Here is a 9,026-nt window from a genome sequence, read left to right on the forward strand (position 1 = left end):
CAGCCAAGCCCAGGCGTTGATTGAAGGGATTTCGGCTCAGAATCTGATCGGTGATAAGGCTTATGACAATGACGCTATTGTGCAGCAAGCCCGTGAGCAAGGGATGAATCCGGTTATTCCGCCACGCAGAAACCGGAAGGAACAGCGGCCCTATGATGAGCACCTATACCAGCACAGGCATTTGGTCGAAAACGCTTTTCTCAAGATCAAGCGATGGCGCGGGATTGCAACGCGCTACGCAAAACGACTGAAGTCGTTTGTCGCGGCCGTTCAAATACGGTGCCTTGCTCTTTGGCTGGAAATCTCGTGACGACACTATCTAGGCTCTGTTGAGGTTGCCGTGGGCAGTTCGTCATGAATGGTTGGCAGCCATTACAAAGGGGAAAATATGAAGAATTTGATGTCAGCGGGTTTGTTGCTTGCTGGAATGTACCTGCCCGCCTGGGCCGGCGAGCCGGCGATTGATGTCGCGGTATCGCTCAAGGCGCCGGTGGCCGAAGTCTGGAAAGCGTGGACCACCTCAGAGGGAATCACCAGCTTTTTTGCACCTGAGGCGGAAGTCGAAGCCAAACCGGGGGGCGCGTTTCGTATTTATATGGACCCCTATGGCGCACCGGGCCTGAAAGGGGCGGATGACATGGTAGTACTGGCTGCCGAACCCGAGAAGCTGCTGTCGTTTACCTGGAATGCCCCGCCGCATCTGGCCGAGGCCCGCAAGCAGCGCACGGTGGTGATTGTGCGGTTTGCGGCGGAAGAGGGCGGCACGCGCCTGACGCTGAATCACGTCGGCTGGGGCAGCGGTGGCGAATGGCCGGCGGCCAAAGCCTATTTCGATAAAGCTTGGCCCAATGTTTTGAAGAACCTGCAAAAGCGCTTCGAAACCGGCAAGCCCTACGACTGGACCGAATGGCGCGAGCAGCTGAAGAAATACCACGCCGCACCGCCCAAGACGTCCTGAGCCAGGATGGGGGGCGCTTGGATGAGGCCCTTGATCGCACATCCGGTTGGGGCTTGTATGGCTGGTCTGATTGTCGGCAGGTGTTGTTTGCGGGGTCTGACTTTATGGCAATACCGCAATTTCATTTTTCTGCAAGCAATCGGTAAGTCGCCTGCAATATAAGCCCTCTATTGTCGCGCCACTTTGTTCCCACTTTATGGACGCGACTCATGAACCAGCCTCTGCACACTCTTGACCCGGACGACATCGGTCATAACGACAGCGCCAACCCCAGTTTTGATGCGGTGCTTGATGCGCGCCTGAGCCGACGTGGCATTTTGCGCGGTGGCCTGGGCGGTGCGGCCTCGGTATTGCTGGGGGGATTCGGTCTGGCAGGTTGTAGCAGCAGCGATTCCACACCCACCGGTGGTGGTGCTGGCACGGGGGGCGGAACCGGCAACCCAGGCTCGGGTGGGGCGACTACGCCTGCCCGCTTCAATTTCAATCCCGTCGCCAAAAGCCTGGCAGATGCCCTGGTCCTGCCGGCAGGCTATAGCGCCAGTGTGATCTATGCCGTGGGGGATCCGCTCAAGGCGGGTTTGGCTGCCTATCGCAATGATGGGAGCGATGTCGATTTTGACTGGCGCGCCGGGGACCACCATGACGGCATGGAGTATTTTGGCCTGACCGTTGGCGGCAATGCGCGTGACGACAATGGCTCGGAACGCGGCCTGCTGGTGATGAATCACGAGAATCTGACAACGGTCTTCCTGCACCCGAAAGGCGTGACCAGCAGTAATGGTGTGCGTGTCAATAAGGCTGAAGTGGATAGGGAAGTGGCGGCACATGGCGTATCGGTCGTCGAAATCCGCAAGCAGGCCGGACGCTTCCAGACCGAGCAGGCATCGCCATTCAACCGACGCATTACGCCGCTCACGCCGGTTGGCATCGCAGGTCCAGTGCGCGGCTCTGCGTTGGTGAAGACGGTCTATTCAAAGGATGGCACTGGTGCACGCGGCACCCTGAATAATTGCGCCACCGGGCGCACCCCTTGGGGGACTTTCCTGACCTGTGAAGAGAACTGGGCCGGCTACTTTGCCCGCATCAAAGGCGATGACGCCCGGCGCAGCGCGCGCGAAGTTGTCGCGCTGAAGCGTTATGGTCTGAACGAGGGAAGCAGCGGCAGCTATGCCTGGGCCAGCGCTGGCACAGAAGACGCATACCGCCGTTGGGATCTGGGCCGTAGCGGTATTTCGGCCGATGGCAGTGATGACTATCGCAACGAGGCCAACACCTTTGGCTATGTGCTGGAGCTGGACCCATACAACCCGAGCGCCCTGCCGCAAAAACGCACGGCGCTCGGGCGTTTTGCCCACGAGTGTGCGGTGTGCCCGAAGCCGGTTGTTGGCAAACCCGTGGTGTTCTACATGGGTGACGATTCCAGAAACGAATACATCTACAAATTCGTCTCGAAAGCGGTATGGGATGCGGCCGATGCCCATCGCGGCATGGCGGCAGGCGACAAGTATCTGAACGAGGGCACGCTGTATGTGGCGCGCTTCAATGCCGATGGCTCGGGTGAGTGGCTGCCGTTGAGCCTGAGTAACCCCAAGGTTGCAGGCTATGCCGGCTACCTGTTTGCAGACCAGGCCGACGTGCTGGTCAATGTCCGTCTGGCCGCTGATGCAGCGGGGGCAACCAAAATGGACCGCCCCGAATGGTGTGCGGTCAATCCGAAGAACAATGAGGTGTACTTCACCCTCACCAATAATTCAAACCGGGTACTGGCCGGGGCATCCGGCAGCAAGATCCTGCCGGATGCGGCCAATCCGCGCGCTTATGAAGACAACTTTACTGGCAGCAGCGCGACCAGCAAGGGCAATGTCAACGGCCATATCCTCCGCACCAGGGAAAACGGCGACGATCCGGCGGCCGGCGGCTTCAAATGGGATATCTATCTCTTTGCTGCCGAAGCCGGTGCGCCGGCCTCGGTCAACCTGTCGGCACTGACGGCTGATAACGATATGTCGAGCCCGGATGGTATTGCCTTCACACGCAACGGTCTGTTGTGGATTCAGACCGATGACGGCGCGTATACCGATGTCACCAACTGCATGCTGCTGGCGGCCTTGCCAGGGCAGGTGGGCGATGGCGGCCCTGCCACAGTGGCCAATAAGCTTGGCAACGATAGCCTTGAGGTAGCCACCCAGAAGGGCAAGAATCCGACCGCCGATAATCTGCGCCGCTTTCTGGTTGGCCCCAAGGGATGCGAAATCACCGGTATTACGGAAACGCCGGATGGTCGTACCTTGTTCATCAATATCCAGCATCCGGGCGAAGATACCCGTGCTGCAGATCTGGCCGACCCTGCGAAGTGGCAAAGCCACTGGCCGCATGGTGGCAACCAGCGACCACGTTCGGCAACCGTGGTCATTACCAAGGATGATGGCGGTACGATCGGTATTTGATGCAGCTGGCCTGTGATGTAAAGGGCCCCGAAGTCTTGCGGTGATCCATCGTAATAAGCAAACAGCCACGCCATGCGTGGCTGTTTGCTTTGCTGGGTCTGGATTCGGTATGCGATGGTGAACTGTTTGAATTTTCAGAATATCAGTAAGAAACCTGACGGGGGTTTTGTCCGGTTGGCGGGCAGTGATTGAAGTAATGCAAGGCAGTTTTGATAAAAATTGTTCTTCAAAATGACTGAAATTTGTAACGCTTACGTCATCGAAAGGTAAGATAAGGCTGCCCGCTGGGCTCGCCCATGAGTCACCTGTTGCAACGCCCATCGCTTGCGCGAGCAAGCAACCCCATGATTTCGGTTGATTTACCCAGGTGCGGCCTGGCGGGCTGTCAATGTGTGCCCCGTCTTATTTTTATGAACAGGACTTACCATGAATCGACTGCCCCATCCTGCGATCGACCCAGATGATATGGGTTACAACGACAGCGACAACCCTGATTTTGCCGACATATTGACGGCGCGTCTTAGCCGCCGTGGCCTCTTGCGGGGCGGGCTGGGGGGCGCAGCAGTCACCCTGCTGGGGGGCCTGGGGCTGAGTGGCTGCGCGACACCGGGCACTGGCGGCGATATTCCGACAACGGTGGGTGGATTCAACTTCAACCCTGTCGCCAAAAGCCTGGCGGATGCCATAACCCTGCCTGAAGGCTATTCGGCGGAGGTGATCTATGCCGTGGGAGATCCGCTGAAAGCAGGTCTTGGCGCTTATCGCAACGATGGCAGTGATGTCGATTTTGACTGGCGTGCAGGCGACCACCATGACGGCATGGAGTATTTCGGCCTGAAGGCCGATGGCAGTGGTCGGGATGATGCCGGGGCTGAGCGTGGTCTGCTGGCAATGAACCATGAGAACGTCACGGCGACCTTTCTGCACCCGGAAGGCCCTACCTTGACCGGTGGCCGTCGGCCGCAGCAGGAGGCGGATAGAGAAATTGCTGCGCATGGTGTGTCGATTGTTGAAGTCCGTAAGGTGAATGGGCGCTTCAAGGTGAACGCCGCCTCGCGCTACAACCGGCGCATCACGCCGCAGACCCCGGTCGAAATCCATGGCCCGGTACGGGGCAGCCTGCTGGTGAGAACCCGTCATTCCACCAATGCCACCAAGGCCCGTGGCACCTTGAATAACTGCGCCGTTGGGCGGACGCCCTGGGGGACGTTTCTGACCTGTGAAGAAAACTGGGCGTTTTACTTTGCCCGCGCCAAGGATGACGACAGTAAACGCACGCCCAAGGAGCAGCACTCCTTGCGTCGCTATGGCCTGATGGCCGGCGCAGACGGTATGAGCGGCTGGGCTTCGGTTGGCGAGGGGGATTTCTATCGGCGCTGGGACATGAGCCGCAATGGCAAGTCGGCCGATGGCAGCGACGATTATCGCAACGAGGCCAATACCTTCGGTTATGTGCTGGAGCTGGACCCATACCAGCCAGATTCGGTTCCGCGCAAGCGCACGGCACTTGGCCGGCTTGCCCATGAGTGCGCGGTCTGCCCGGCTCCGGTTGCGGGCAGGCCCGTGGTGTTTTACATGGGAGACGACACGAAAAACGAGTACATCTACAAGTTTGTCTCGAAGGCGCTGTGGGACCCTGCCGATGCCAATGGGGGCGTGGTGGCCGGTGATAAATATCTGGACTACGGCACGCTGTATGTCGCCCGCTTCAATGCCGATGGTTCCGGTGACTGGTTGCCATTGACCATGGATAACAGCCGCCTCACCGGCTATACCCCACATCCGTTTGTGGATCTGGCTGACATCATGGTCAATACCCGGGTCGCGGCCGATGCGGCAGGGGGGACTCGCATGGATCGGCCGGAGTGGTGTGCCGTGAATCCCAGGAACAACGAGGTTTATTTCACCCTCACCAATAACTCGAACCGGGTTCTGGCTGGGGCAAACCACCCCAAACTACTGCCGGATGCGGCCAATCCGCGTGCTTATGAAGATGTTTATGGCGATGGCAGCCGCCGCAACAAGGGCAATGTCAACGGCCATATCATCCGCACCCGGGATAACGGGGACGATCCGGCTGCGGTCAGCTTCCGCTGGGATATTTATGTCTTTGGTGCCGAGGCTGGCGCGCCATCCTCGGTCAATCTGTCTGGGCTGACCGAGGTCAATGATATGTCCAGTCCGGATGGCATCACCTTCACCCGCAATGGGCTGCTGTGGATTCAGACCGACGATGGTGCGTACACCGACGTCAGCAATTGCATGATGCTGGCGGCGTTGCCAGGGCGGGTAGGCGACGGCGCTGCGGCCATTGTCGAAAACCAGCAAGGAAGCGATCGCCTGGAGGTAACGACCTTCAAGGGCAAGAATCCGACCCCCGATACCTTGCGACGTTTTATGGTGGGGCCTCGCGGCTGCGAGCTCACCGGCATTACCGAGACCCCGGACGGCCGGGCTTTGTTCGTCAATATCCAGCACCCTGGCGAGGAGACCCCGGCGAGTGTGTTGGCAGATCCCGCCAAGTGGCACAGCCACTGGCCGCACGGTGGCAATAGCCGACCACGTTCTGCCACCATCGTGATCACCAAGGATGACGGCGGGACAATCGGCATCTGATCACCTTGCTGAAACGGCCGGTTCTCGCCCCCGCTGCCCGGCAAGGCAGTGGGGGTAACCGGCCACCAGACTCCTTCACTATCGGCTGCCCTGCACGGTAGTGCCGGAATCGACGTTGGTGTGGGGGTTACTCTTCGATCAGGCCCTGTTGCAGCATGATTTGCTTGGCGATTTTCAGCCGCAGCGGGGCGTCTTCCAGCTTCTGCATATCCATGTTCATGGCAAAGGCGTAGAGCTTGTCACCCCGCTCCAGATAACCGGTCCACCAGCCTACCCCCGGCGTGGTGGCACGACCGCCCCAGCCGGTTTTGCCATGCAGTACATAACTCGGCGTCCGTTCCAGAATGCTGATCTGCTGCACCATATCAATGGCGCGTGCCGAGAACGGCAATTTGCCGCGTGCCAGCCGCATCACGAAATCCACCTGCTCCTTGGCCGAAATCTGCAGGGTGTTGTCGAGCCAGAACTGGTCTATCTCCCTGCCAATCATCTTGTTGCCATAGCCAACCTGATTCAAGGCGGCCTGCATTTTTTCGCGGCCGATGCGCCGGGCCAGTTCCTGATAAAACGGCACGTTGGAGACGCGGATGGCGTCGCGAATGTTCATGTCGCGGTTCCAGCTGGTGAAGTCGCGCTCGACGCCATCCCAGGCAATCACTTCCCGGTCGTCCTTGAGGGCGCCGGTGTCGAAGGCCACCAGGCTGTTGAACAGCTTGAAGGTCGAGGCTGGCATCTTGCGTTCGCTGGCGCGCTCCAGGTTGTAAACGCTGTAACGGCCGGTCTGGCCATCAAGCATGACGAAAGTCCCCTTGACCTGATACTTGGCAAAGGGCTTGGCAAACTCGGCTTTGACCTCGGTCAGCTGTGGCGGGAATGGCGTGCTGTCGGCATGGCTGAATGCGGTGGCGAGTCCGAGGCCAACCGTTAGCAAGCCCGTGAGAAAAGTACGACGAATCATGGTCAACTCCTTGAATTCATTACAGTAGATTGTCGGGAATGCTCTGTACGTCTCGACAGCCCGCACTGTACCGGGATGCATGCTTCTCTCAGAACTGCCATGATGTCATGTATGCAACATACGTAACGGATGTAACATGACTGATTCGTTTGAGGCTGCACCCAGCCCCTTGCTGCGTATCCAGCTGCAGCAGCCATGCAGTGTCGATGGCCAGCCCGCCAGCCATCAGTCGGTATGGTTTCTGGCGCGGCTGTGGCTGGCTTTGCTGTGTCGGGAGTACGGCGTCGAGGCGGGGGGGCTGGCACAGCGGTTTAATCGCGCTGCCGATGTGCGCATGCTGGTCAGTCGCTGTTTTGCGGATTTTTCCCGCTGGGGCATCGTCGTCGGCTGGGGGAGTGATAACGCCATAGATCCGCGCCTTCTGCCACTGCGAGGCCGCAGTCGCGGACCTTTCTGGCTGACGCCACCCAGCGCTGCGCGACTGACCTTTTGGCTTGGCGAGACAGCACTGGATCTGGCTGGGGTGCAGTCGGCGCTTGGGCTGGCACCATCGGTCGGAACCGCTGCCATCACACGGCACCCGCTTGATGAAGCCATGCAGCGGCTCGATTTCTGGTATCACCTGGCTCTGGGCAAGCGGGATTTTCTGGATGGCCGGCTGGCTGACGATGCCGGCCAGGGAGAGCGAAAGCGCTCTGGCGCGCTCGCCCATTTCGGGCAGGCGCAGGACTACGCCGGTGATGGCTTTCAGCAGGGGCTGGCCTTGCTCAACGCGGGAATGACCTGGCGCCGGCTCGGGAACCTGGAACAGTCGGTCCGTAGCTTGCAGGCCCTGGAACGGCTGAGCGGTCAGCACGGCTCCCCAACGCTGACGGCGATGACACATCTGCTCTATGGCTGGCACGCCTACGCCACGCGGGATGAAGCGACGGTGCGGCGTGAGCTGGTCAATCTGCAAAGCAATGAGGAAACCCGTAACGCCGTCCGTTACAACCCGCGTGTGCGGTGTGAGTTTCATAACCTCAACGCCTTGCTGCACAAGGCTGAGGCGACTCACGAGTCACGTGAGCTGGCCGAGCGGCGCCGTCATGCGCTGATTGCCGTCGGTGACTTCAGCAAGGCGCTGCAAGCTGCTTTCGAGGCGGATTCTCTTGATGCTGCCCAGCATGTTGCGGCCAATCTGGGACTAGTGCTGTGGCTGTTCTGGAAAGAGGGCTTGCTCGACCCGGAGCGGCACTACGATTTGCTGAGCATCCAGCAGCAGGCGATTCGGTGGATTGGCATGAGCGAATGGATCTGTGATCGCTTCGGACTGGGTAGCAACTCCATCTGGAACACGATTTTCCTGCTACGGGTCGTGCGGGGGGCCTGCTGGGCGGGGGACTCTCCCGAGCTATCGGCCTTTCGTTGCCAGCAGCCAATGCCAGTCGCCACATTTTTGGAAGCCGCTCGACCTTTTCATGCCACCTTCAGTCACGCCAAAGGCTTTGGCAGCTGGCCACAGCTGACGGCACTGTTACTGCAGGAACACGACGAAGGCCGGGTACGCTACGAACCCTTGCAGTTGGCCAATCTGCTGTTCGAGCATCTGTGGTTTGGTCTGCAAAGTGGCGAAGATGGCGACGGTGATGCCACCGCTGTCCGCCTGGGTCGGCTACTGCCAGAGCTGGCCGGGCGCGATCGCCAGTTCTTCCGGAGCATCCTGGCTGGACTGCCGCTGGCCACCCAGCATCTGGCCTGCACGGCAGATATGGCTTGAATGCCTCCCACCGTAACCAGCGCTATGCATCATCGCCCGGTGGCCGAAAAGGCTGGGCGCTGGCCAGCAGAGCACGGTAGAGGTCTTCACCTGATACCGACCACCAGTAAGGCCGGGCGTCGGTGCTGTCGGCGGGTGCCAGTGCCTGCTGGACGTTGGCGAGACCTAGGCTCTGTTGACGTTTTGTTTCCGGTCGCGCCGGGCCGAGTTTTGGGGCAGGGCTAGGCAGGGTGAGCGCAGTTTAGCGAGCTAAATAAGCGAACGCTAACGACGCCATGCCCCAAAAAT

General features: G+C 59.6%; 6 protein-coding genes. 5 read left to right on the plus strand and 1 reads right to left on the minus strand.

The features are described from left to right. The 4 genes from PZA18_RS23095 to PZA18_RS23110 form a co-directional block, all read left to right on the plus strand. The coding region (locus PZA18_RS23095) for a transposase (protein WP_284103260.1) at positions 1-310 on the plus strand (310 nt) is incomplete at its 5' end. Positions 311-388: 78 nt separating this feature from the next. After that, positions 389-958, plus strand: coding sequence for an SRPBCC family protein (locus PZA18_RS23100; protein WP_284103261.1), 570 nt, complete (start codon positions 389-391; stop codon positions 956-958). 209 nt (positions 959-1,167) lie between these two features. Further along, positions 1,168-3,405 (plus strand): PhoX family protein, encoded by a 2,238-nt coding sequence (locus PZA18_RS23105; protein WP_284103262.1) that lies wholly within the window; start codon positions 1,168-1,170, stop codon positions 3,403-3,405. A gap of 426 nt (positions 3,406-3,831) precedes the next feature. After that, a complete protein-coding gene (locus PZA18_RS23110; RefSeq protein ID WP_284103263.1) occupies positions 3,832-6,021 on the plus strand; it encodes a PhoX family protein in 2,190 nt (729 codons plus the stop codon). A 127-nt stretch (positions 6,022-6,148) separates the two neighbouring features. Here PZA18_RS23110 and blaOXA read toward each other — a convergent pair whose 3' ends face one another. After that, positions 6,149-6,979, minus strand: coding sequence for a class D beta-lactamase (gene blaOXA, locus PZA18_RS23115; protein ID WP_284103264.1), 831 nt, complete (start codon positions 6,977-6,979; stop codon positions 6,149-6,151). 136 nt (positions 6,980-7,115) lie between these two features. Between blaOXA and PZA18_RS23120 the strand changes: the two genes are divergently transcribed. Then, positions 7,116-8,738 (plus strand): hypothetical protein, encoded by a 1,623-nt coding sequence (locus PZA18_RS23120; RefSeq protein ID WP_284103265.1) that lies wholly within the window; start codon positions 7,116-7,118, stop codon positions 8,736-8,738. The last annotated feature ends 288 nt before the right edge of the window (positions 8,739-9,026 follow it).

Origin of the sequence: Parachitinimonas caeni, from assembly GCF_030129945.1 — a bacterium.
Classification (GTDB): Bacteria; Pseudomonadota; Gammaproteobacteria; order Burkholderiales; family Chitinimonadaceae; genus Parachitinimonas; species Parachitinimonas caeni.